At 66.3% G+C, this 21,905-nt stretch carries 21 protein-coding genes; 19 read left to right on the forward strand and 2 right to left on the reverse strand.

Going from position 1 to position 21,905, the window contains the following annotated elements; genetic code table 11:
• Nucleotide 1: 1 nt before the first annotated feature.
• Nucleotides 2–688: a helix-turn-helix domain-containing protein gene (locus CH292_RS25360; protein ID WP_094653472.1), complete on the reverse strand. Its 687-nt coding sequence runs from the start codon at nt 686–688 to the stop codon at nt 2–4.
• Nucleotides 689–947: 259 nt separating this feature from the next.
• Nucleotides 948–1,424, reverse strand: a complete 477-nt coding sequence (locus CH292_RS25365) for a helix-turn-helix domain-containing protein (RefSeq protein ID WP_094653471.1) — start codon at nt 1,422–1,424, stop codon at nt 948–950.
• Between the two features lie 1,654 nt (nt 1,425–3,078).
• Between CH292_RS25365 and CH292_RS25375 the strand changes: the two genes are divergently transcribed.
• The 19 genes from CH292_RS25375 to CH292_RS29470 form a co-directional block, all read left to right on the forward strand.
• Entirely contained in the window at nt 3,079–4,629 is a 1,551-nt protein-coding gene (locus tag CH292_RS25375; RefSeq protein ID WP_256978567.1) for a cutinase family protein, read from the forward strand.
• Nucleotides 4,630–4,656: 27 nt separating this feature from the next.
• Nucleotides 4,657–5,871 (forward strand): hypothetical protein, encoded by a 1,215-nt coding sequence (locus CH292_RS25380; protein WP_094655998.1) that lies wholly within the window; start codon nt 4,657–4,659, stop codon nt 5,869–5,871.
• 165 nt (nt 5,872–6,036) lie between these two features.
• On the forward strand, nt 6,037–7,014 hold the full coding sequence (locus CH292_RS25385; protein ID WP_094655999.1) for a hypothetical protein: 978 nt from the start codon (nt 6,037–6,039) through the stop codon (nt 7,012–7,014).
• A complete protein-coding gene (locus CH292_RS25390; RefSeq protein ID WP_143545795.1) occupies nt 7,011–7,955 on the forward strand; it encodes a hypothetical protein in 945 nt (314 codons plus the stop codon). The genes CH292_RS25385 and CH292_RS25390 overlap by 4 nt, the downstream gene beginning before the upstream one ends.
• Nucleotides 7,952–8,542, forward strand: coding sequence for a DUF6668 family protein (locus tag CH292_RS25395; protein ID WP_094653465.1), 591 nt, complete (start codon nt 7,952–7,954; stop codon nt 8,540–8,542). Before CH292_RS25390 ends, CH292_RS25395 begins: the two co-directional genes overlap by 4 nt.
• Nucleotides 8,539–8,859 carry a hypothetical protein gene (locus tag CH292_RS25400; RefSeq protein WP_094653464.1) on the forward strand — a complete coding sequence of 107 codons (321 nt, stop codon included), beginning with the start codon at nt 8,539–8,541 and terminating at the stop codon, nt 8,857–8,859. The genes CH292_RS25395 and CH292_RS25400 overlap by 4 nt, the downstream gene beginning before the upstream one ends.
• Nucleotides 8,860–9,074: 215 nt before the next feature.
• Nucleotides 9,075–9,368 carry a hypothetical protein gene (locus CH292_RS25405; RefSeq protein WP_008720862.1) on the forward strand — a complete coding sequence of 98 codons (294 nt, stop codon included), beginning with the start codon at nt 9,075–9,077 and terminating at the stop codon, nt 9,366–9,368.
• Nucleotides 9,369–9,389: 21 nt separating this feature from the next.
• A complete protein-coding gene (locus CH292_RS25410) occupies nt 9,390–9,779 on the forward strand; it encodes a hypothetical protein (protein ID WP_249300178.1) in 390 nt (129 codons plus the stop codon).
• Nucleotides 9,780–9,827: 48 nt separating this feature from the next.
• Entirely contained in the window at nt 9,828–10,517 is a 690-nt protein-coding gene (locus CH292_RS25415; RefSeq protein WP_094653463.1) for a hypothetical protein, read from the forward strand.
• Nucleotides 10,514–11,395 carry a hypothetical protein gene (locus tag CH292_RS25420; RefSeq protein WP_094656001.1) on the forward strand — a complete coding sequence of 294 codons (882 nt, stop codon included), beginning with the start codon at nt 10,514–10,516 and terminating at the stop codon, nt 11,393–11,395. The genes CH292_RS25415 and CH292_RS25420 overlap by 4 nt, the downstream gene beginning before the upstream one ends.
• Nucleotides 11,386–12,957, forward strand: coding sequence for a hypothetical protein (locus CH292_RS25425; RefSeq protein WP_179278082.1), 1,572 nt, complete (start codon nt 11,386–11,388; stop codon nt 12,955–12,957). Before CH292_RS25420 ends, CH292_RS25425 begins: the two co-directional genes overlap by 10 nt.
• 103 nt (nt 12,958–13,060) lie before the next feature.
• A complete protein-coding gene (locus tag CH292_RS25430) occupies nt 13,061–14,554 on the forward strand; it encodes an SCO6880 family protein (RefSeq protein WP_094656002.1) in 1,494 nt (497 codons plus the stop codon).
• Between the two features lie 70 nt (nt 14,555–14,624).
• Nucleotides 14,625–16,535, forward strand: coding sequence for an ATP-binding protein (locus CH292_RS25435; protein WP_094656003.1), 1,911 nt, complete (start codon nt 14,625–14,627; stop codon nt 16,533–16,535).
• The gene (locus CH292_RS25440) at nt 16,532–16,921 is read left to right on the forward strand and encodes a hypothetical protein (protein WP_256978568.1); all 390 of its coding nucleotides are present in this window, start codon (nt 16,532–16,534) and stop codon (nt 16,919–16,921) included. Before CH292_RS25435 ends, CH292_RS25440 begins: the two co-directional genes overlap by 4 nt.
• Entirely contained in the window at nt 16,918–18,603 is a 1,686-nt protein-coding gene (locus CH292_RS25445; RefSeq protein ID WP_094656004.1) for a M23 family metallopeptidase, read from the forward strand. Before CH292_RS25440 ends, CH292_RS25445 begins: the two co-directional genes overlap by 4 nt.
• Nucleotides 18,600–19,190: a hypothetical protein gene (locus CH292_RS25450; RefSeq protein ID WP_256978569.1), complete on the forward strand. Its 591-nt coding sequence runs from the start codon at nt 18,600–18,602 to the stop codon at nt 19,188–19,190. Before CH292_RS25445 ends, CH292_RS25450 begins: the two co-directional genes overlap by 4 nt.
• Complete coding sequence (locus CH292_RS29040; RefSeq protein WP_179278083.1) at nt 19,187–19,360, forward strand: hypothetical protein; 174 nt, start codon at nt 19,187–19,189, stop codon at nt 19,358–19,360. The genes CH292_RS25450 and CH292_RS29040 overlap by 4 nt, the downstream gene beginning before the upstream one ends.
• Nucleotides 19,357–21,240: a type IV secretory system conjugative DNA transfer family protein gene (locus CH292_RS25455; protein ID WP_094656005.1), complete on the forward strand. Its 1,884-nt coding sequence runs from the start codon at nt 19,357–19,359 to the stop codon at nt 21,238–21,240. The genes CH292_RS29040 and CH292_RS25455 overlap by 4 nt, the downstream gene beginning before the upstream one ends.
• A partial coding sequence (locus CH292_RS29470) for a DUF4913 domain-containing protein (RefSeq protein ID WP_256978570.1) occupies nt 21,237–21,905 on the forward strand: 669 nt, incomplete at its 3' end. The genes CH292_RS25455 and CH292_RS29470, both read left to right, overlap by 4 nt.

Below are 21,905 nucleotides of genomic sequence, written 5' to 3' on the forward strand. Positions count from 1 at the left end.
TTCAACTGCTTCGCTCGCGCTCTGCCCATCGGTCCCTGAACCTGGCGTCCATCTCGTCGTCGATTTCGTCGCGCCTTCCGGCCAACCAGCGGCGGTAGAGCTGTTCCTCGTGCTCGACCGGGTCGTAGTCGACAGTGGGTTTGTCGAGGAGAGGACCGAAGGCCATCTCCGCCATCGGAGGAAGGGTCTTTCCAGGGCCTCCACTTCGCTCTAAAACTGCAGTGGCATAGCGACCGGCGACCCGGGATACGAATGCGTTGAAACCTGCAATGACCTGGTCGAAATTATCTAGCGGGGGATCAGCGCCGCGACAACTTTCGTGCACGGCGTTGAGCTGCCTGTGCAGCCCGAGAAGATTGTTGACTTCATCGAGCGGAAGCACGATCGCGTCGGGCTCTGTGCCGGGAACGCTCGATCCCGAGTTGCGATTCGACAGGCTCTCCAGCGGGACTGGATCGCCGCCGGCAAGGACGTCAGCCGCGCTCCCTTTGCTCCATCGCAGCCCTTGGTCGAGTTTCCTGAGCACGGCCGGACTGGGTGCCCGACCAAGAGTGTCGTTTTCGATATTGCCGAGTGTGGTGTCCGATGGTCCACCGGCGTCACGTACCTCGAATCTGGTCAATGCGAGCCTCGCCCGGCGCGCCGCCACTACCTTCCCGAAGCGAGCCAGGTCGTCTGTCTGCTGCATTGCCGCATCCTATGCCAAATATGCAAAATATTCGCAATTGCTGACTCTAAAATCCCAGTTCGATGCGAAGTTAGCTGGACGAACCTCCATCTAGTCGCAGCAGTGCCGTTTTTTGCCATGATTTTGCTTTTAAGTTGCTCTGCTTAGAATCGGGGTACATACTGCACCCATGCCGTCGCTAGTCGCTCCACTCTTACCTCCGCCGCAGCCCAGGCCGTCGGTTCAGGTGAGACCCCTGTTCAGAGGCGAGCAAGCATCCTTATGCCTGCACACCAGCCGGACGGTCTCTCGCTCGTTCGAAACTACGCACGAGCTCGTCGACGTCGATTTCGAGCGCCAGAGCGAGGCGACGAGCGTTCTCGTCGGTCAGCTTTACTTCACCACGCTCGATCCGGGCAACCATCGACGTACTTATGCCCACCTGCTGACCAAGCTGCGGCTGAGTAAGCCCAAGAAGAACTCGCCAATCGCCAGGGAACCGCTGATCCCGAGGTACTTCCACAAGCGCACTCATAGGCAGGTCCAGGGTCTTCGCAACAAGGGCCAGTGTGTCGACCTGAGGGCTCCGAGTGCCGGCCTCCCACTGCTGGACGGTGGCGCCTCCGAGCCCGGCCTTTCGAGCGAGGTCTGCACGGCTCATGCCTTTTTGTTCTCGCAAGGACGTCAGCCGTGCAGGGTCGAACCCCCGCAAGACACGTCGGCTCACTGTCGCATTCCGTTCATTGCTAGACACCATGCCGCACCTCCACTAAGGTCTGGTCTATGCATGACATTAAACGATGCAAATGTCGTGATAGGCGGGAGTCATCAGGGCTCGCGATGCCACCTCAGCCGCTCAACGTAGCGGTGCAGACAAACCTGGTCGGCGTGGGACGACGAAAGGAGAAAGCCCCGGAGACGCCACTGAATGGCGCTAACCGCCCCGGGGTTCGCGTCTGCAAACGACAACTGCACCTAAACGCCCGCCACCCACAGGCTTCCCCGCCCAAGCGTGCAGCAGCAATCCCAACGCCAGGAGCTCATATGCGATCGCTAACGAAATTAGAGCCGGTTCGAATCTGGCCTCTCGCTTCCTTGTCGCCATACGGCGCCCCCTTCAAGATGGGTGACCAATTTGCTGGCAACTTGTTATCCGAGTTCGCGCGGGTCCGCACCAATGGTCACGTAGGAGCTGTACCGAACGCTGGATCCAGACGAATGCCCGCAGAAGGACTCGCTCCCACGAGTACTTGTCGTGCGGGCTACACGCATGTCCGGATCACGCTAGCTCTGACGCCCAACAGCGCCCGACCGGTCGGTACGACATATAGCTGTACGCGGGCGAGCCCCTGAACGTCCGCATATGGAAAAACCCCGGGTGCGTCACGACGCCAATCACGCCACACCCAGGGCCTTTCATCACTACCCGCACCACCAGCAAGCCGTAGCTCCTGTACGGATGCGGGGCTCTTCCAGCCTAGCCGCGTCCGTCAGTAGGTGCGTCTAGATATGGAGGACATTCATGCAATCTTCAATCGACAAGATTGTGTTACACCTCGGTCAGGACGAAGCGCCCGCGAAACTTTGCCCATCAGTGAACGACAGGGTGCCCGGCCTCGCGACCTGTTCACTCCGTGTGTCCGAACCGCATGTGACGCATCAGATGCGATGCGAGGACACCGGCGCGCTTCTTGGCGAATGGTCCGACTCTGACATGACTTTCAGCGCACCTGTGGGCGATCCCCGTCGTGACGATGCACTCGGGCGCGCAGCCTGAGTGCATCGTCACGGCGGGTGGTGGGCTGCACGAAAGATCGACCATGTAGCGACGCTTGTTCGTCGTACGCCGATTGTCTTGCCACACCTCGACCCGGCGGTACGGGTCCATCCCCCGGTCTCGTATAGCCGCAGTCCGCGCGAACGTTGTCTACCAACCGTTCGCACGGCAACCGGCTGGGGTGAGGGCCGCGACGCAGGGCGTTCCGTCATTTCGCCCGAGTTCCGTCCCCCATCCCGGCCGTCGAATCGCAGTTGTCCAAAACCACACCAGCAGAAAGGAAATAGGGTGCCGTTCTTCTTGCAGTGGATCATCTTCCTGGGCCAATTCATCCGTTAGCAGAGCGGAGTTAGTCGTGGTGCTCGGATCGGGGCCTGCATGTCCCGATCCGAGCACCACGAGAACCCAGTAACGCTCTCCAAACGCGCTTCTCTACCGCTCTGTCTCTACTTGCAGCCCTAGTTCTGGTTCATCCCCTCGGCTGTCCCTTCGGTCGAGTGACGCTCTTCACTCAGGGTCACCCTGCCGTCTACACCTGACATCCGCCTTCTTGACAGGAGCCGAAATATTGTCCGCCAGAGATCGTTTCAGATCGATCGGCGTGGTAACCGCCGTCTTAGGGTGCGCACTGTCGGTGACCGCCGCCCAGACTCTCACGTTGTCACTCACTGCATCGGCCAGTCCGGAGCAGCCGTGGCTCGATGACTTGGTCACCGAGTGCCCGGCACTGTTCACCCTCGCCGTCCAGGGCACGGGTGAATCGTCACCCGACGCTCCGATCAAAGCGGACACCGGAATGCTCGGAACCGTCCTCGGCCCGGCTCTCGACGCTGCCCGTGTTCTGGGTTCGTCGCTCGATCGGGCCTATATGCCGTACCCGGCCGCATTCGGTGGTGCGGTTCCAGGAGGAAAGCAGCCCTACACCGTCTCAGTAGAGGAGGCTGCAGCAAACCTCGAAGCCGCCGCCGAGAAGGTGATATCCGATTGCCCTGCAACTAAGTTGGCGATCGTCGGCTACAGCCAGGGCGCGCACGCAGCATCGAAATTTCTCGAAGCGGTCGGCGCCGGCACAGGAGCGGTGCCAGCCGACCGAATCGCAGCCGCGGCCTTGTTCGGATCCCCGACGCGCGCGGCCGGATCTCCGGTCTTTCCCGGCAGCAGCAACGACACTCCGACGTCGGCCCCCGGATCCTCCAGGGACCACGTCTCGGCGCTCCCTCCAGTGTCTGCACCGGCACCGGCCGGGGCCGGAATCGGCCCGACCAGCGACGTCGCCACCAGTTTCGGGTCACTCTCGGGCCGGGTGGCGTCCTTCTGCCAAACAGGAGACCTGGCCTGCGACGCACCGGCAAATGCCCCCATCGCACGCGCAGTGACCAACGTCGCAGGTCAAGTCGAGGTCGGGGGCGATCCCTTCCGCGCAGTGCAATCCATCGGCCTCGCGTTGGCCTCGACATCGTTCGGTGTCGCCGTCGACGTCGTGAACGAGGACATCGCGGTACCGAAGAACTCTCTGGAGAACCTGTCCATCACACCGAAGAAGACACTCTCGCAACGCTTCGCCGAAGCCTCCGACCCGGCAGCAAAGCCGCCGACCGGACAAGAAGCCATCGCCGCCCTCACGAAGATCGGCCTCGTCGCAGTCAACGCTGTGGTCTCGGTGGCGAAGAAGGTCATCACTCCACAGACCATCGCGGAAGTGTCCGCTGCGGGATTGTCCAATCCCGCAGCAGCATTCGCCGTGATCGCAGCCAAGACCGCCAAAGCAGTGATCGAGCTCGTACCACCGGCGACATCGAAGAGAGTGATACAGCAGGCCTTCAATGTCGTCAAGAGCGAGGTCAGTGCCAACAAGGACCTGTTCGACCTCGCCGCCCTGACGTCCTACGCCAATACCATTGCCGCCCACACCGGTTACGCCTCCGCCGTGGCGACACCCCAGGGAGAGTCCGCGACACGCTTCGTGGCGGACTGGCTCGCCGCCGCCGCCGCAGATGTCGGTGACACCACCGCCACCGGCCCCTCGTCGACGACGGCGACATCCCCGACAGCGACAACGTCGGCAGTGACCACTCCCCGCACCACGACACCGAGCGCACCATCCATCACCACCTCTGTATCGCCATCCACCCCAACAACTTCCGCCAGTACGACTCCGCTGCCGGACCACACCCCCATCCAGTAGCTCCACCGACTCGAAAGGCTCTCTTTCATGGGCAAGCACCAGATCCCCACCCGCTCCTTGACCCGCATCGCAGCAGGAGCGACCGCGGCATCGGCAATGGCCGTGTTCTGCTACGGAACCGCAGCAGCAGCGCCGGGCGACGCACCGTCGACACAGGGCGACGTCACCACCGCAGCACCCTCGACCCAAGGCCCGCTGACCTCGGATGCACCGTCGACTCAGGGCGAGTTGACCGCACCCGCACCCGCACCGCAGGCCGAGCGTGTGTACTGGGTTGCTCCCCCTGTTCAGTACGACCAGAGCGAATGGCAGACCTGGGACGCCTACTACGACGACGAGACCACCGGGGCCTACACCGACACCACCCCAGCTGCTCCGGCTGTAGACGTCGAACCGGCTGCGCCGCTGGTTGTGAACACCTTGCACGGCCCCGTCGCCGTCGAGGACCCCACCGTCCCGACCGCAGCCCCGGCGAAGGTGCTCAAGATCGGAGACTTCTACGACGATCAGCCGAGCTGGCTCTCCGATGAAGACCTCGAACGCACCAACAACTCCACCGCCGTGATCCAAGCGCAGGTCACCGACTTCTGGCGCTCGATCGGAGTCCCCACCGATCGCGCCCAACGCCTCGGTGCCTCCCAGATCGCCGCAGGCGGGGCCGGTTTGGTCACCGGAGCAGTCGCACTCGGTGCACCCGCGACCATCGCAGGTGCACTCGGCGGCGGCACCATCGGCGGCATCGCCGGCGCCCTCGCGGGCGGTCTCATTCCCATCGCACCCGGTATCGCACCGATCACCACGGGCATCGCCGGAACAGCAGGCGGAGCCGCCCTGGGTGCTGCGGTCATCGGAGCCCCGGCGACCGCACTGGGAGCAGCGACCGGGTTAGCAGCTGGCTTGGCACTGGGAACCACCTACGGTGCAGGCGATCTCGGAGAACCGCAGAAGATCGACCTGCCCGACTTCCCTCAAGCAGAACCTGCCCCCGCTCCGGAGGCTGCACCGCCCGCAGCTCCGGCCCCGCTCGCACCGACCCCCGCCCCCGCGCCAGTAGTGCAGACGGAATCGGTGTGGACGGAGCCGACGAACCCGGTCGAGACCGCCCGCGGGTTCGTCACCACCCAGATCGGTGGCCCGCAGGTCCTCGACGCGGTTGACCAAGCGACTGCTGCCGCTGCACCCGCATTCGCGGCTATCGACGCCGCGATCACCGCCGCCTTCCACCCGGCTGTCCCTGCCTGACCGATCCACACGACCCGCTTCGGGGAGGGCTGCGTTCCGACCGTCCCGCACGCGGCCGGAACGCCGCCCGCCCCGAAGCACCACCGACCCGGCAATCCCACGACCGAGACACAGTGCCGAACTATCCCAGCTTCGCCCAGCACCGAAGGGGCACAGGAGAAAACAATGGCGACCGACAATCACCGGCAGACCGCGGTGCTGTTCCCGGACCCGCAGGAATACTTCGACCCCCAGTGGCAGATGGCCGCCGACCACGAAGCATCACCTGTCATCGAACCCACTGATGACACTCCCACTGACGACATGCCTACTGATGATCCCTTCGTCGACAACACCGACGAGGACGCCAACGACGGATATGCCCCCTCGACCGGCGGTGGGGTCGACTCCGACGTGTCCGGCTTCTACCCACAAGGCGAGGTGGACGAACCGGCACGGGTGCCGTACTGGGTGAGCGCGCATGTGCCGGCCGACAGGCTCGTGATGGACGAGCCGAACCGCCGCTTCCGTCGACGCCGCCCCACCGCACCTCCTCCACCTGCCCCCGACACCTCCGCCGCAGTACCGCAGACGCCGCCCCCAGCCCCCCTCCGGCCACGATCGGTTCCCATCGGCTGGATCGCTGCTGGAGTCCTCGCCGCAGCGTCACTGATCGGTGCCGCAGTCGTCGTGACCGGACACGACGAAACACCAGCTACCCCGGCGGCCGCCGCACCGGAGCAGCCGCCAGCTCCGCGCACATCCGCCACTACCGCCGCCCCGACGACGCCCGCGGCCGCGCCGTGGTGCACCACCGCCGCGACAGCCGACGCGACGACCACCGACGACGCCGGCAACCGCGCGAGCGCCGTCGGTGTCATCGCCGCATTCGAGCATGCCTACTACGTACAACGCTCCGGGACAGCGGTCGCAGCGTTGATGACCTCGCCGGCCCCGGCGGAACGCATCCAGGCCGTCATCGACCGCACCCCCGCAGGAACCGAGCATTGCGTGACCATCGCCGCCACCGACATCCCCGATGTCCACGCCGTTGCACTCTCCCTGCGTACCCCGTCCGGATCGGAGTCGGCTATCGCCTCACGCATCACCACTACCCGCACTGGCGAGAGCTACGCCATCGCGAACGTCGAGGAGGTCCGATGAAGCAACGCCGACGACCACCGGTGAGCGCCGTGACACCACTACGCCCCACAGAGTTTCGGGCCCCCGAGTTGCGGTCCGCATCAGCGTCGACGGATGTGGCACCTGAGCGGGTCAGCATCGTGATCGGTGCCGGATCCGGCGGTGCGGGAGCAACGACCATTGCTCTCGGTGTGGCCCACACCCTCGCCGAGCTTCTTCCGGTCGCGGCGGTCGACGCCACCAGTGACGGCGGAGATCTGTTCGATCGTGCTGCAGCCCGGCCGCTGCCCGATACCTCGATCACCGCCGCGATTCCGGCCTCCTCGGCTGCAAGCACTGGGGGCATCGTGCTGTGCGGATCAGCGTCGCTGTCCACCAACAGATTCGGCGACCACCACTTCGATGCTGGCGAGTTCGACCACGAGCCACACGCCCGCCGCGCAGACCCTGCGCAGAGCAGCGACCTGATGTTGCTCGATTCGATCCTCTCCTCCCGTGGGGTTGCCCGGGTGTTCGACCTCGGAACAGCCGTCGACGCACCCCGCGCCGCGGCTCTGCGCCGACACGCACTGTTGGTGCTGGCCGCGCCGGTCCGGGCGCAGCCCCTGACCCGCCTGCGCACGGTCCTCGACCGGTTGCGCTGGACCCACGGCCCCGAAGCCCTGGCCGGGGCCGTCATCGTGCTCACCCACACCGTTCCCGGATCGGTCGTGGATCTGGCGCCGATCCGTGCCGCACTCACGCCCCTGGTGGCCGGGCTGATCGAAGTTCCGTTCGACCCGGTCCTGGCCGCACCGGGCCTGCTCGATCACCGGCAGATCGCACCGGCCACCGCCCACGCTCTGCACACGCTCTCCGACCTGGCTCTGCACCGAATCGCGTCAGGCCAACACCCGGCACCGCGCCGCCGCACCCACACAGGGATCGAGACCGACGACCAGAGACGAAGGGAACAGGCATGACCGCCCACTACACATCCGATCCCGCGCCACACCCAGGCGATACCGGTACCGACCGCCGCGACACCGACTGGATCTCGCCGGCGCTGTGGCTACTCGGCGCCACCCGCGAAGCCGGGGTCAGCACGTTGGAACGGTTCTGGGCGTTCACCGCCGACAGCGAAGGTTCCTGGCCACCGGGCGACGACCGCGACCGCGTCTCCCCGTACGTGGTGCTCGTGGCCCGCGAATCGTTCAAATCGCTTTCCGCCGCCCAGAATCTCGCCCTCGCACATTCCCGCGGAGAAGTCGGGGCAGGGTCGGAGCTGCTCGGTCTGATCACCGTCGCGGCCGCACCGAACCTGGAGAAACCGATCCGCCAGCACCGCGACGTCGTGGCCGCCGCGTTCGAGCAGGTCTGGCACATCGGCTGGCACAGGCACCTGCTCTCTGCCGCCCTCGGCCGACTTCCTCGTTGGCATCCCCTCGACGCGGGCGCGCTCGCACCGGTCGATGGCCTACCGGTTGATCTCCAGCACACCGCGATCGACCTCACCAACACCATCCACGCTCGCATCCCCACACTGTTCATCCCTGGGGTGTCCGCATGAACGCGCTGGCGATGACCGTCGATGCGGTCGCCGCCGCCCACTCGTCGAGTCCCGATGGCACACCGGATATACCGCCGGTCGGGCCACTCCCCCTCCGGTCGGTCTTGGGTCTGGTTCGTGTGTTGATGTTCGTGGTCGCAGCGGGAGCTGCGGTGGCTGTTGTGGTCTTCGCAGTTCGCACGGCCACATTTGCGGGGATCTGGAACGAGAGCATCACCGCAGGACCAGCCGGAAAACTGTTCAGGGCCATTGCTTCTCTAATCCTGGCCAGCAGCATAATCGTGGTCCTCGGTTGGCTACGAAGTGAGCTGTCGTGAGGAACAACGACGTTGTGGGCGGACCGATCCGGGTCGAGTGCATCGGAGCGATCCTCCCCGGTAGTGCCAACGCCAGCCTCAACGCCGTCACCGGTAGTGGATGAAACACGGTGCGTCCCTACACGATCTGTCCTCTTCCCCCTGTTCGGCCCCGTCTCAGCGAACGCTCTCGCTGAGCCTCGTGTCCACTCCACCACCGAAAGGCCCTCGACATCATGATCCTCGCTACCGCACAAGCAGTGCAGGACTTCTCGGTCCAAGCCATCGAATTCAACGTCACCGCCGAACTTCCACCGGGCGCGAACGGCCTGCTGAAACTACTGAACTGGTTGCTGTGGGGTGTCCTACTCGCGTGCATGGCCGCCATCGTCTTCTCCGGCGGAAAAATGGCGTGGGAAAAATGGAACCAAGGCTCGATCCAGGCTCCGAAGATCCTCCTCGGTGCTCTGGTCGGGGCGATCGTCTCCGGCAGCGCAAACGCCATCCTCAACGCCGTCGCCGGCGGATAGACCCATCGGGGCGAGAACACGATGAACACAGCACCACCCGCAATCCCTGCCCCGGACATGGTGGCCGCGCTACCGCAGCAGGTGGTCGCCGATATCAACACCGTGCTCGGGTGGATGCTCGCCCTCGTCGCGGTCGCGTGCGTCGGCAAGATCGTCTTCGTCGGGGCTCGTCTGGCTTGGGATCACCAGCACACCCCTGGTGTCGAATCCCCGGTGGCCGCCGAGTTCTTCGCCGCGGTCATCGGCTGGATCCTCGCCGCCGCCGCCGCCGGCGGTATCGCCGCAGTAATGCTCGACACCGCCGGGACCGCACCCGCTGAACCCGAACGCGGCAACCTCGTCGAACAGATCGAACAGGTCAACCCGCCTCTCGGCGGTGAGCAGCCATCCGGGGAGCAATCCCCACCCTGACAACCGTTGCCGCAGAACGTTTCGGCCCGAATCGAAGGACATACGATCATGACACCCACCAGCATCCGCACCCGCACAGCGATCGCCGCGGCCACTGCGACAGCAGTAGCGCTTCTTGCCGCAGCCTGCGGCTCCGGCGATCCCGCCCCCGATGCGACAGCAGAGGGTCCCGCAGCGGTCGATCTCGCCCAGCCGCCGCAGATTGCGTCGTGGACGACGTTCGGTGGTATCGCGGTCCCGTTGGGCAGCCAGGACGGTCCGACGTCGACGCCGGGGGCACCGTTGACCGGTTTCACCCACACACCGCAGGGAGCAGCGCTCGCTGCGATCGGTCAGTCCGTGCAGCTCGCCACTGCCACAGACAGCACATGGTCGACGATTTTGCCCGCTGTCACCGTCCCGGGTGCAGGGCGCGACGCCTACGCCGGGAACCGGGCACTGATCCAAGTCAGCGGCACCGACCCGGCGGCTGCCCCGTCGATCATCGGCTACACCCTGCCCGCCTACAGCCCCGATGCTGCGACGGTCTCGATCGTCCAGCAATTCTCGGACGATTCACTGGCTGCGGTCGCAGCCAAGGTGGTGTGGTCGGATCAGGATTGGAAGCTCGCCCTCCCCGAACCCGCACGCGAGCCGGTCCCGCAGGATTTCGTGACCGCCGAAGTCGCCGGTAACCCGGTCACCGCCCTCGACACAATGCCGACCGACATGGTCGCACTCGGCGGTGCGCCCCGATGAGCGAACCCACCACACCAGCCGCCGAGCCCCAGGCATCACCCCCAGAACCCGAAGGTAAAAAAATCGGCACCGTCGGCCTGATCGGCGTCGGTCTTGTCGTGGTCATCATCCTCGCCGGAATCGTCGTCAGTCTCGTTGTACTGCAGAGGGATCAAGACACTCCCCTGGTCTCGGTCGACGCCGGTGGATCATCGGCCCCGGCCACACCCGGCCCGGAGGCGGAACTGTTCGAACCCGATCCCGAGTTCGACACCCTGGGCCGAGTGACCTACGTTCCGAAAGATCCCAACGGGGTCATCCTCGAGCAGATCACCCCACCCGCCGGACGAGCTGCAGATGCCGCGCCGTCCGGTGTGATGCTGCAACGCATCCACGAGAACATGATCCTGCCGTTCTCCACCTCAGACGGTCCTACGGCCATCGATTCATCCGGTGTGGCAACGGGATTCGCGCACACCCCGCAAGGTGCAGCACTGGCCGGGGCGCACTACATGGCATATCTGGCTGCCGGAAACGATCGACTCGCCATGATCGCGGCATCGCAGCAGATCGACGACGCCGACTCCGACCTCGAGGTGCGCCGGCAGGCGAACGATCTCCGCGGCCGCGGATCGGTTGCAGACGGCGCACCCGCCGTCGCATTGCCCTCGGTGCGCGTGGACTACACCGATGCCCTCACCAGGGTCTGGTTCGGATACTCGGCCAACCTCGATACCGGCGGCACGCAGTACCGGCGGCTCTACCTCGACGTGATCTGGCGCGACGACGGCCGCGGGTGGGTCGTGCAGGGGAGACGAGACGGCGACCAGCGCGGCCCGACGATCGGAGTGCAGCTCGATTCGACGCCCTTCGAACCGGGGTGGCACAAGTGGTGGTGAACCCGCGTAGCGGACGGACGGCGCTGGCATCGATCCTCGCGGCACTCGTCTCGATCGCAGTCATGCTCGCGTGCGCTGCTCCAGCGGCAGCGCAGGATCCGGAACCGGCACCCAGCGAGGATGATTCGTCGATCGTCTCCGACATCGCGGACACCGCCGCGGGTGTAGCACAATGCACCTCCATTTCCGGACTCGCCACGTCCGCGATCACCGAGATCGCGGGTGCCGCCGGTATCGATACCGGTATGCCGAGCTGCGTCGACGGCGCAGCCAGCGTGGCCAGCGCACCACTCGAGGCCGCCAAGAACGTCGCCGAAGGTGCGTGGGAGCAAGCGGGACTGTCGTTCGGTGAAGCAGGCGCTGCCGGGCTGAAATTCGCTCTCGGCTGGTGGATTTCGATTCCAGGCCAAGACGAGGCCGCGTATCAGACGGTCCTGTCGAAGGTCGGCTCCTACACCTACGACGTACAGCTGGCGTTTCTGATGGTCTCCATCATCCTGCTCGGCGGCAAACTCGCCCTCGCCCGGTCGGGGGCGATCCGGCAGGTCTCGGAGGAGGGTTTCCGCCAGCTCGCCCGCGCCACCGTCATCGCAGGCTCGATCGGGTTCTTCGTCGTCGTCGGTACTCGGATCTCCGACGGGATCTCGACGTGGTTTCTCGATTCGACCGTCGGCGACGACCCGGCCAAGCTCGTGGAAGCAATGGTGCGGATCACCACCTTCGCCACCCCGGGCGGGATCGCAATGCTCTTCGCGATCGGGTTGATCGGCATCATCGGCGGACTGTGCCTGGTGTTCCTGCTGTTGATGCGCATGGGCATGTTGGTGGTGGTCTCGGCGTTCCTGCCGATCGCTGCAGCTGCGGGCGGCACTCGTATTGGAGCCAGCGCCTACGAGCGGCTCATCGCCTGGACGTTGGCGTTCCTGTTGTTCAAGCCCGTAGGAGCGTTCGTCATCGGGATCTCGGCGATGCTGTTCGCGCAATCGGCACCCTCACAGGATCAGGACGGCGGCATGATGACCGCCGTCGTTGGGGCACTTCTGCTTGCGTGCACCGCTCTGGTGTTGCCGTCGCTGATGAAACTGCTGATGCCCGAAGCCGCCGGCGGTGTCGGTGGTCTCGCGGCCGCGGGCGCGATGATCGGCGCCGCTGTCCAGGTCGGATCGATGGTCGCCACCGGCGGCGGGAGCGCAGCAGCCGAAGGTGCAAGTGCTGGCGGTGCGGCATCAGGGGGCGGTGTCGACGGATGGGCTCCCTCGTCGTCGTCCGGATCGGTTCCTGCTTCCTTCGGCGTCGGCCCCTCCGGTGGAGGCAGTAGTGGCGGCGGAAGCGACAGCGGCACCAGTGACGGTGGTCCGAGCGGCGGTTCGATGCCGTCGGGTAGCGGCGGCGCGGACACCGGGGCGCAGAGCGCGGGCCGCTCCGCGGACGCCGCAGCCCCGCCGGCCGCCTCCGGTGGCTCGGCTCCGGATTCGTTCGGATCCGGTGCGGGCGGCCCCAGCAGCGGACCAGTGCCGGACAGCAGTGCAGGCAACGACAACAACAGGGGATTTCAGATATGACACAGCAGTTTTCACACCGGACGCAGACACCGACCCGGCCGTACGAAGCACACCGTAGTGCGGCCGCAGTCGACATCGAGCCACGCACACACCGGTCGATCCGATGAGCAGCGAGCACAGGGCGCCGACCACCTACGGCGCATGGCGACTGCCGCGCTCCGGTGGTGCATTCGGGGTGAGCTTCGCGGTCACCATCCTCGGGATGGGGTTCGCGGTGGCCATCATCGGCACCTATGCGGTCACCCGGTCGCTGTCGGCATCGGGGTTGGTGCTCGCGGTCGGCGCGGTGCTGATCGTGCCGATGGTGATGAACAAGGACGGCCAGAGCGGTCACCGGCGTTTCTCGGGCTGGCGGACCTCGCTGCTGTCGAACAGGCGCGGCGAAGACATCTACGCCTCCGGCGCGTTCTCCAAGGTCCCCGGCGGCGTGCTCCGTCTACCGGGTGTGTTGGCGGGAACCGATCTCTACGAGGGCATCGACTCCGCAGGTCGCACGTTCTCGATGATCCATCTGCCCGACACCCACTACTACACCGTGCAGCTCGCCGCGGAACCTCAGGGCGGGGAGAACTTCGACCAGGAACACTTGGACCGGGCAGTGGCGAACTGGGGCCAGCAGCTCGGCGGGTTCGGCGACGTCGCCGACATTCCCTTGGTTGCCGCAGTCCTCGAAACCGTGCCCGACACCGGAACGGTGTTGATGGAAACCGTCCGTGCTCGTGTCCGCCGCGACGCACCCGAGCTCGCGCGGCAGTCGATGTACGAGACCGCGACCGGCACCGCCAAAGGCGGCGTCCGGATGGCCGCACGATTGGCGATCACCTTCCAAGCCCAGACCGACGAACGCCGCAAAGACCCCATCGAGCAAGCCGTCGAGATCGCTCGCCGACTGCCCGAGATCACCGCGGCCGCAGCAGCAGCCGGGGTTATCTGCACCCCCATGACCGCCGACGAGGTCGCCGGGACTGTGCGCCGCTCCTACGATCCCTCAGCTCTCGAAGCGGTCGAAGCGGCCCTGTATTCCGGACAGGGAACCGGCCTGTCGTGGTCTGACTGCGGACCACGCACCACGTTCCGCAAACGCGACCGCTACTTCCACGACGGCGCAGTGTCGGTGACCTGGGAAATGCGGGTGGCACCGAAACGCGCTGTGACAGAGCGAGTCCTCGAACGCCTGATCCGCCCGCACGCCGAGCTGCCGCACAAGCGGGTCACGATCCTCTATCGCGTCCATCCCGCCGGGGAAGCCGCCGACGTCGCCGCCAGCGACTACCGCAATGCCCGCGCCCGCCGCTCGGGCCGCACCGGCCTGGACAACATGAGCGATGTCAACGACGAACGCGCCGCGAGCCTGGCCCAACAAGAGCAGTCCCTCGGCCACGGCATGACCCGCTTCGCGATCCTGGTCACCGTCACCGGGCCCGCCGAGACCACCGACGTCCCACGCATCGACGCGATCCTGCGTGACGTCTCCGTCCAAGCGCTGCTGTCGGTGCGCCGAAGCCACTACTGGCAGGACGCAGCCTTCGCCGTCGGACTCGGCATCGGGGTGTCCGCTCCCGAGCACACCTCCCTGCCCCGACTGGCCGACGGATAACACCCCGCGCCGCTCGTCACCCCGCACCAGCCCACCCGCCGATCCTGCCCCTGCGAGAGGAACACCCGTCATGCCCGGCACTCTCACCCAACGCACACCCCGCCCCGCCGACTCGAAGCCCGCAAAGCCAGTGAAGGCAGACAAGTATCGGGTGCTCTCCGACGAGGGCCGCAGCGCACTCGAAGCACGCGCCGCGGCCGCGACCGGTGTCAAAGCGCGCTGGCTCCAAGCACTGCTCAACCGCGATGACAATCACCGCCGCAACCGAGACCGCGACCGCGCACTCCTCGGCGACGGCACGCAGCGCGGAGTGTTCACCGAATCCGACGAACGCGGCTTCACCGGCGCGGGCAGTGGCCGCATGGCCACCGTCCTGCCCCCGGTCGAATACCGCGGCACCACCAAACAGGTCGCCGGGCTGTACCCGTGGATCTTCGGTGCATCCGCCCCGATCCTGGGTCCGATCCTCGGACCGCACCTGTCCACCGGCGCCCCGGTCGGCTTCTCCCCGCTCGCCGCGAAGGAGCGGGGCGCGATCACCGCACCGGCGTGCATCATCATCGCGCTCAACGGATTCGGTAAATCGACGCTGCTGCGCCGCATCGCGTTGGGGGACATCGCCGCCGGTATTCGGGTGATGTGGCCGGGCGATGTCAAACCTGACGGTCGCAAGCTCACCGAAGCGGTCTGCACCACCGGTGTCAACGAAGTCGGTTACGGCACAGGTGCACTCAACCCTCTCGATCCCGGACCGATCGGGGTCGCACTGGCCCGCTACATCACCATCGATCCGGACCTGCGCCGCCGCTACGAGTTCGCGCTGCACTTCCGCCAGGTCAACCTCGTCCTGGCGTTGTGCGAGATCGTGCGCCGTTCTCCGTTGCAGGACTACGAGGAAGCGGTCATCGACTCCGGTATCCGCCTGCTCTACACCCCCGCCGCAGATGGTGGCCGCGGACACGACGTCGAGCGGCCCGCGCGTCTGTCGGACCTGCTCGACCTCGTCGACAGCTGCCCGGACGAGCTGCAGAACGATGTCGTCGCCGACAGCCCCGAGGAGTACCGCGGACAGGTCAAGCCGCTGCTGCGCACTCTGCGCGCGCTCACCAAGGGCCGGTTCGGGGAAACGTTCGACTCCGCCACCACCGTCCGGATCGACATCGACAACCCCTCGACCTGCCTGGACATGTCCGCAGTCCCCGAAGGCGACTCCCTGATGCGGGCCGCTGTGCTGGTCTCGGGCTGGTCGGAATGCTTCGCCGCGGTCGATGCCGCGCACCTGCGCGCCACCAGCGGCAACGGCCCGCACCTGGCGTTCTCCATCCTCATGGACGAGTTGTGGCAGGTCCTCTCGTGCGGTCCGACGATGGTCGACCGCCTCGACGGTGTGCAGCGCCTGCAGCGCACCAAAGGTGTCGGCGTCATCGCCGTCACTCACTCGGTCGCCGACCTCGAAAAAGTCGGTGCGTCCGGGTTCTTCGAACGCTCCCGCGCCCGCATCATCGGCCCCATTCCCCGCAGTGAGGTCGCCCGACTGTCGGAGGTGATGCAGTTCTCCGAACGCGAGAAGACGATGCTCACCAACTGGTCCGACTCGGCCGACCTCGGCTCGGCGGCCACCGCTATGACCGCAGCCCGGATCCGCTGCAAGCATTGCTCGAGGTCGCTGCTCTTCCTCGCCGGTACGCAGACCCCCATGTGGGTGCACCAGGACAGCGAAGCGCGGCACTGCGACGCCGTCGACCCGCACGAGAGCGTCGAGGACCTCGACCCCAGCCGTATCGCCGAACCATTGGAGTCGGTCAAACAACCCCCCTCCGGCATGGGGCACTTTCTGCTCAAGCTCGGTGAAGGTGGCCGCCCGGGTGTCCCGTTCCGGGTGTGGGTGACACCGGCAGAGAAGAAATCGGGAATTCACGACACGGACGAGCGTCTGGACGCCGCCACCGAAGAGCAGCGCCGTGCGGCGGTCACCCGATGAGCGCCCACCTCGCCCGGCACACCAGCTTCTCGCCGACCGAACCCACTGCGATGGCCACCCGTGCGATGGACACTGCCCGGGCAGAGTCCGCTGCGGGTGAGCGTCGCAAGTACCGGCTCGTCGACGACGAGACCCGCGATGCTGCGATCGGCACCGTCTGCACAGCGATCGAGCAAGGAACCTCGTTCACCGCCGCATGCGCAGTCGTCGCCGCACACATCGGTGTCGCCGCGACCACCGTCCGCGGGTGGGTCAACGACTCCGGACGCCGCCCTCGTACCGACTACGACGAAGTGCTGGAGCTGCGCCGGGCGTTGGCTGCGGCCGCCGAACTCAATCACCGTCTCGCTGCCGGGAGAGATGCGCCGACGACGGAGCTGCGGTGAGCGATCGGGGTGGCTCCTCGGCGCTGACGGCAGTCGCAATCGCGGCAGTCGGGGTCCTGTTGGGGGCCGCAGTGCTCGCGGCGTTCCTCGCGCAGGATGAACAAGACCGCGCCGCTGCGTCGACCGATTGCCTGCCCGGGACCTCGCAGCTCGGCGCGACGCCGGGGAACCTACTGGCTGCGCCGGGTTCGTTCATCAAACCTGTGGACCCCGCTGCGGTGACCTACACCAGCGGTTTCGGTGTGCGGTGGGGGTCGATGCACCAAGGCATCGACCTTGCTGGGCCGATCGGGACCCCGATCTATGCAGCCGCCGACGGTACTGTCTACGCCGCCGGGGAAGCCAGCGGGTTCGGACAGTGGGTCGTCCTCGATCACGTAATCGACGGCAAAACCGTCTCCACCGTCTACGGCCACGTCGACACGTTCACCGTCGCCGCCGGTCAACCCGTTCGCGCAGGGCAATTGATCGCCACCATCGGCAACCGCGGTGAATCCACCGGCCCACACCTGCATTTCGAGATCTGGGACGGCGGCCGCGCAGGCGGAACCGCCATAGATCCCCTCGCTCAATACGACGCCGCACCCGCCCCCGGAAGCGCACCACCCGGCGCGTCCTCCGCCGCCCCACCGCCGGCGCCGGTGGACCAGCTCGCCGGAACAGCCCCCGGCGCTGGCGGGGATCTGTCGACGCCCACCCCGGCATCGATGGGAACCGAGACCAACCTGCAGGTCGGCACGAAACGCGTGATGCGCGCTCTGGCCCTGAAATTCGGTGACCGCCTCGACTCCCTCGGTGGTTGGCGAGCGAACGGCGGAGCAGCCGACGATCATCCACAAGGCCGCGCGGTCGACGCGATGATCCCGAATTACTCCTCCGGAGACGGAGTCGCCCTCGGCAACGAGGTCCTCGACTACGTCATGGCCCACGCCGACTTCTTCCACCTCGAGTACGCCATCTGGCGGCAAACCATCCACTTCCCCGGCCAGGAACCCTCCCTGATGGAAGACCGCGGCTCGGACAACGAAAACCATATGAACCACGTACACATCACCGTCGATGCATCCGGATTCGACGACGCAAACGCCGTCTGGGGCCAACTGCCCGGCGGGACGGCCGCAGGGCCGGGTGCGTCCGCAGCCGCCCCCGGATGCACCACCCCCGGGACCGGGCTCGGCGAAGATCTCGCCGCCGGATCGGTACCGGCGGAGTTCGAACCCTGGCTCCGCAAAGCCGGGGGCATCTGCCCACAGATCAAGTCCTCGCTACTGGCAGCGCAGCTCGACGCCGAGAACGGCTTCTCCTACGGCGCAGGCGCCCCCGTCTCGAACACCGGCGCCGGCGGCCCCGCACAGTTCATGCCCGGCACCTGGGCGACCTACGGCAAGGACTACGACGGCGACGGGTCGATCGACATCAACTCCATCGGCGACGCGGTCATGGCGCAAGGCCAATACATGTGCGACATCGCCGGCGTCATCGATGCCGGGATCGCAGACGGCCGGGTGAGCGCACCGAACGGACCCACCGAGCTCTACCTCGCCGGATACAACGCCGGCGAAGGCGCAGTGCTTTCCTCCGGGGGATTCCCCACCGGCTCCAACGACTACATCGTTCAAACCCGACCGTATGCCGACAAGATCATCGCCGCCGAACCGACGTTCAGGAGCCAGAACTCATGACCCACAATGCCTCTCGTACCCGGGGCTCTCGCACCACATCCGGTGCTCGTGCGCTGGAATCGATAGCCGCTGCGGTCGCGATCGCCATGTTCGCCGCAGGCTGCGGCAGCTCACCGGACCCCGATCCGATCCCCGAAGGCACCGACGCTCACGTGCAGATCGACCCCCTCGACCCAGCTGCTCTCGGGCCGCAGGAGGCCGCCGCGGCTGCGATGAACGCGATCCTGTCCTGGCAACCAGTCTTCGATGCCGACAAGACCGACGCCCTCGCCCGGGCGCGGCCCTGGCTGACGGTGCCGCTCACCGACTCTCTCGACGCGCCGCAGACTACGACGCAGTTGCGTCCGGATCGGGAATGGGACGCCTGGGCAGCGTCCGGCGACACCCTGACCGCGACGTGCACCCCTGCCGCCGACACCCCGGCCACCCCGGAGGGTATGCGGACCGTCATCGTCGACCTCGACTGCCGCCAACGCGTCCTGCACGCCAGCGGCGCGTCGACACTGCGCCCGGTCGAAACCTGGCGGACCACGATCATCTCCACCCCCGGCGGGTGGCGACTGTCCGACTTCCGGTACCGCACATGAGCGCACCCGAGACGGCGATCGCGCAGTGGTCGGTTCTGATCGCCAAAGCCGCGGCCCTGGGCGTCCTCCCCCACTCCGACGAGCTCGACACGGACCAGACGGAACCGGACAGCGAACTCGACACACACCCAACAGCCATGACCCGTACCCACGAGAGGACTTCACCATGAACACCGACGTCAAAGATCCGAGCAACGACTCCGCCACGATGTGGCTTCTCGGCGGTCTCGCCGGGGCTGCTGTGCTGATCGGAGGCGGAGCATCGATGTCCCTGCGCCTGGGGAGCGAGCAGGAGGTCCCGGCCAATCCGGCCGACGTCGTCTCTCAGCTCTACACCGGGGATCTGGTGTGGACATCCGGTGCCACCGTCGTGGCGGTGTTCTTCACACTGCTGATACTGGCCCTACTCGGCGCCCTCGGCGTTGCTCTCGGTCGCCGGCGTGCTCGTCGCAGCCGCGTCGACGACGCCGCCGAACATCTCGGCCGCATCAAGGACGTGAAGTCGTTGACCTACAAAGCCTGCCGCTCGGTCGCCGAACGCCTCGGAACGCCCGTCGACCGGGGCTGCGAACCCGGTGTGCCGCTGGGAATCATGGTCGGCACCCGAGCACGCCTGTACGCCGACATCGAATCCACCCACGTCGACATCTGGGGTCCCCGTACCGGTAAGACCACCTCCCGGGTCATTCCAGCGATCCTCGCCGCGATGGGCTCGGTGCTCACCACCAGCAACAAACGCGACGTCGTCGACGTCACCCGCGCCTACCGCGACGAGATCGGCACCGTCTGGATCTTCGACCCGCAGCGGGTCGCTCAGGAACCGGCGACGTTCGTGTGGGATCCACTGTCGTGGGTGCGCTCGGACACCGCGACCACCGCAGACGCCGGCGACCTCGACACCCTCGACGCCGATGTTTCGGTGCAGGAACGCAAAGCAGCGGCGCTGGCGAAACAGTTCGCCGTCGGCGAAGACGGGCAAGCAGCGAAGAAGGATGCGTTTTTCGATCCCGAAGGTGAGGATCTGCTCGCCTCGCTGATCCTCACGGCCGCGGTTGCCCGCAGACCGATCACACAGGTCTACCGGTGGGTCACCGATGTACAGAACCTCGAACCGATCACCCTGCTCCGCCAGGCCTGCTACGCATTGATGGCGGACGGTCTGTCCGCGCACTACACCGCCACCGACAAGCAGCGCTCCGGTGTGTTCACCACCGCAAAGAAAATGATCAACTGCCTCAAGTTCCGATCGGTGCACGCATGGATCGAACGCTCCGGCCCGGGCGACACCCGACCGGAGTTCGACCCCGCACAATTCGCGCGCTCCGACACCGACACCCTCTACAGCCTGTCCAAGGAAGGGATCGGCTCGGTCGGTCCGATCGTGACCGCACTGACCGTGGCAGTGTGCGACGAGATCCTCGAACGCGCCAGCGAAATCCCCGGCGGCCGCCTGAAAACCCCGTTCCTGTTCGCACTCGACGAAGTGGCCAATGTCGTTCGCTGGCAGGAACTCCCCGGCCTCTACAGCCACTTCGGCTCCCGCGGAATCATCATCATGTCCATCCTGCAGTCCTGGTCTCAAGGCGCACGCTGCTGGGGCGAGGACGGTATGAAAGCCCTCTGGTCGGCCGCCAACGTTGCCGTCTACGGAGGCGGCGTCAAAGTCGACGACGGACCGTTCCTACGGAACATGTCCACCGCCCTCGGCGACCACTACGAGATCACCGGTTCGATCTCCTCCGGACGGGGTGGGAACTCCCGCTCACGCCAACGAACACAGGTCCGCACCCTCACCGAATCCGACCTCGAAGCGCTCCCCCGCGGCCGAGCGATCATCCGCTCCTCCGGCAACCGGCCCGTCCTGGTCGAAACCGTGCAATGGATCAACGGACCCCACGCCGACGCCGTGCAGGACGCGACCGCCCGCGCCGACAAGTCCGCAGCCCAGAACGACCGCGGCTCAGGGGATCTGCACGATCCCATCCGCAACGGCGGTGTGACGTTGGGTAAGACACCGAGCTTCACCGGGACCGAGAGCGAGTCACTGTGAGCGACGACGAATTCGACCCTTCCAGCGAACTCGCACCCCCTGGGGACGATTCGGAACCTGGCGGCATCGATCACGACGACGTCGACGCCGACGGCGAACGACCGATATCGGACGACGGCGGAGCAGTCGGTGACGACGAGTTGTCCGCTGCATTCCAACAGCAGGTCGACGCCGCGGTGTCCGCCCGGATCCGCAAGGAAGTGGCAGCGATCGCCGATGCGCAGTTCGGTGAGATCCTCACCCCGGAACTGTTCGGGCAGCTGCAAGCCGCGACCGCACGCGCTCTGGCCGCGACCCTCGACAAAGAGGTGCAGAAAGCGCAGGCGGCCGCCGACGACGCCGAAGCCGCACCGGTCTACACGACGCTGTTGGACTTCGTCGACGAGGTGATCCGCCCGCATTACCGCCGGGAGGTCTCGGAAGGCAATCAGAAGAAGTGGTGCCCGCAGTGGTGGGCCCACGGTGAGGCCTACCGACGCCTCGATGCCCTCTGGCGAGCGTGGGAACACCTCCGCAAAGACCCGAACACCGGGGCGAGCGTGTGGTGGAAAGACCACGCAGACCACCACATGGGCATGCTCCTCGACCCCCAAGGCCCGTTCTCCGCGTGCGGAGTTCGGCACGGACACAAAACCACCCTCCCCCCGCTGCCCGCCGACCAACCC

Origin of the sequence: Rhodococcus sp. 14-2470-1a, from assembly GCF_002259425.1 — a bacterium.
GTDB lineage: Bacteria > Actinomycetota > Actinomycetes > Mycobacteriales > Mycobacteriaceae > Rhodococcoides > Rhodococcoides fascians_E.

Coding starts and splice junctions, on each gene's coding strand:
- CH292_RS25360 (WP_094653472.1), bottom strand. CDS start 688: ATGCAGCAGACAGACGACCTGGCTCGCTTCGGGAAGGTAGTGGCGGCG.
- CH292_RS25365 (WP_094653471.1), bottom strand. CDS start 1,424: ATGGTGTCTAGCAATGAACGGAATGCGACAGTGAGCCGACGTGTCTTG.
- CH292_RS25380 (WP_094655998.1), top strand. CDS start 4,657: ATGGGCAAGCACCAGATCCCCACCCGCTCCTTGACCCGCATCGCAGCA.
- CH292_RS25385 (WP_094655999.1), top strand. CDS start 6,037: ATGGCGACCGACAATCACCGGCAGACCGCGGTGCTGTTCCCGGACCCG.
- CH292_RS25390 (WP_143545795.1), top strand. CDS start 7,011: ATGAAGCAACGCCGACGACCACCGGTGAGCGCCGTGACACCACTACGC.
- CH292_RS25395 (WP_094653465.1), top strand. CDS start 7,952: ATGACCGCCCACTACACATCCGATCCCGCGCCACACCCAGGCGATACC.
- CH292_RS25400 (WP_094653464.1), top strand. CDS start 8,539: ATGAACGCGCTGGCGATGACCGTCGATGCGGTCGCCGCCGCCCACTCG.
- CH292_RS25405 (WP_008720862.1), top strand. CDS start 9,075: ATGATCCTCGCTACCGCACAAGCAGTGCAGGACTTCTCGGTCCAAGCC.
- CH292_RS25410 (WP_249300178.1), top strand. CDS start 9,390: ATGAACACAGCACCACCCGCAATCCCTGCCCCGGACATGGTGGCCGCG.
- CH292_RS25415 (WP_094653463.1), top strand. CDS start 9,828: ATGACACCCACCAGCATCCGCACCCGCACAGCGATCGCCGCGGCCACT.
- CH292_RS25420 (WP_094656001.1), top strand. CDS start 10,514: ATGAGCGAACCCACCACACCAGCCGCCGAGCCCCAGGCATCACCCCCA.
- CH292_RS25430 (WP_094656002.1), top strand. CDS start 13,061: ATGAGCAGCGAGCACAGGGCGCCGACCACCTACGGCGCATGGCGACTG.
- CH292_RS25435 (WP_094656003.1), top strand. CDS start 14,625: ATGCCCGGCACTCTCACCCAACGCACACCCCGCCCCGCCGACTCGAAG.
- CH292_RS25440 (WP_256978568.1), top strand. CDS start 16,532: ATGAGCGCCCACCTCGCCCGGCACACCAGCTTCTCGCCGACCGAACCC.
- CH292_RS25450 (WP_256978569.1), top strand. CDS start 18,600: ATGACCCACAATGCCTCTCGTACCCGGGGCTCTCGCACCACATCCGGT.
- CH292_RS29040 (WP_179278083.1), top strand. CDS start 19,187: ATGAGCGCACCCGAGACGGCGATCGCGCAGTGGTCGGTTCTGATCGCC.
- CH292_RS25455 (WP_094656005.1), top strand. CDS start 19,357: ATGAACACCGACGTCAAAGATCCGAGCAACGACTCCGCCACGATGTGG.